This is a genomic window from Bartonella sp. AA86SXKL (genome assembly GCF_042196885.1).
The window spans coordinates 1-1,354 of record NZ_JBHIRE010000092.1 but is presented as its reverse complement, the minus strand read 5'-3'; the positions used below and the strand labels follow the sequence as shown (position 1 = coordinate 1,354).

Sequence of the window (1,354 nt, the reverse complement as noted above, 5' to 3'; positions counted from 1 at the left end):
GATTTAGGAAGTATAAGCCCTTGTAACTCGGCAAGTGCGCTTTTGTAGTTATCAACAAACTCTTGCGTTCCATAGGTTCCGCGGATTCTAATGCGTTTGCCATGACCAATACGTACATACCATATAATTTTACCATGGCGTGTGGCTTCTTTGACAAGATGAGGAGGACGTGGTTTAGGCATGGTATTTTACATCTTAGAGAGTACGGTTTCGTAATATTCATTCTTTGACAAATCTAAAAGTTTGTCTGGATGGCTAACTGAATTTGGTATTGGAATATCGGATTTAAGATAGATAAGCAGTTCACCCGTAGGTTTGATTTCTATGAGTTCACATCCCTTGTTTTTTAGCTTCTCTTAAAGCCCGTGCAATGTCTGCTTGCGTTATAGCAGCTGGACGAGGCGCCATATCTTTTCTCCTTACATTGAGATGCAATTCACGTGTGGCGTGAATCACGCATTACTTGAAAGTGTTAGGAAGGGTGGGGGTGCTCGTAGATATGCGGGGAACAAAACACCCCCATAAGGTTAAGCAGCTTTTGTTGAGAGTTGTTGTATCTCTTGTTCTATCTCTGCTAAAAAGGTTTCAACAGCTTGATTGATCTGTTCAATTTGTTGATCATCACGGAAAAAACGGAAGAAGTCACCATCGCATTCCAAAAACCAGAATGCTTTGATTCAATTGAAAATGCGATTTTGTATCATACAACAAGTGTAGCAAATGAGTTGAGGGTAAAAATGTGGGCCGTTTCCTATGAGGAAGTTGAATGTTCAGAAAACATATGTGATTTTCACTTTAAAAATTCTTTGCTCAACAAAGAGGAAACTTATGGTAAGATAACTTTAGAAGATGGGATAGTATACAAGGCATTTACTTGGAATGAAGAGAGTGAAAGTTCGCTTTTTTTTCAAGGGTACCGATGGAATAATTTATCTCACATGATACAGAAAACTGTCACGCAAGAATTTTCGCCTACTCGTCAAGGAATGATACAATCTAGTGGCAATCTCATCATTAACGCTGATACCATTGATAACCATTATAGCACTATAGAAGCGGGGGGAAATGCCGATATCCACGCTGGTGTGCTGACCAATTTGGGGGCAACGGGCAACATTATCACACAATCGGACAAAGAGACCACAATCACTGCTTCTCATCTGCTTTCCGGTCAAGATATCAATGTGAGCGGAGAAAATGTGACGATTGATGGCATGACAGATCATCATAAAAGCCATTCAGAGGAGCATGAAACGGGTTTTGGTGTGGGATCAGGTAAGGGCTTTGTGTCGATATACGGGAGTGAGGGAAAGACAGAAAATGAAGAGAGTTTTGAGCATCAAGGTTCTTCTCT

General features: G+C 40.6%; 4 pseudogenes. 1 reads left to right on the top strand and 3 read right to left on the bottom strand.

Annotated elements, in window-relative coordinates:
* The 3 pseudogenes from ACFIO5_RS10025 to ACFIO5_RS10015 form a co-directional block, all read right to left on the bottom strand.
* Window positions 1–182: pseudogene (locus tag ACFIO5_RS10025) on the bottom strand (tyrosine-type recombinase/integrase); the annotation flags it as partial.
* Window positions 183–188: 6 nt separating this feature from the next.
* Window positions 189–408 (bottom strand): annotated as a pseudogene (locus ACFIO5_RS10020) (hypothetical protein).
* A 119-nt stretch (window positions 409–527) separates the two neighbouring features.
* A pseudogene (locus tag ACFIO5_RS10015) lies at window positions 528–635 on the bottom strand (lambda exonuclease family protein); the annotation flags it as partial.
* A 381-nt stretch (window positions 636–1,016) separates the two neighbouring features.
* Here ACFIO5_RS10015 and ACFIO5_RS13625 point away from each other — a divergent pair.
* Window positions 1,017–1,354: pseudogene (locus tag ACFIO5_RS13625) on the top strand (hypothetical protein); the annotation flags it as partial.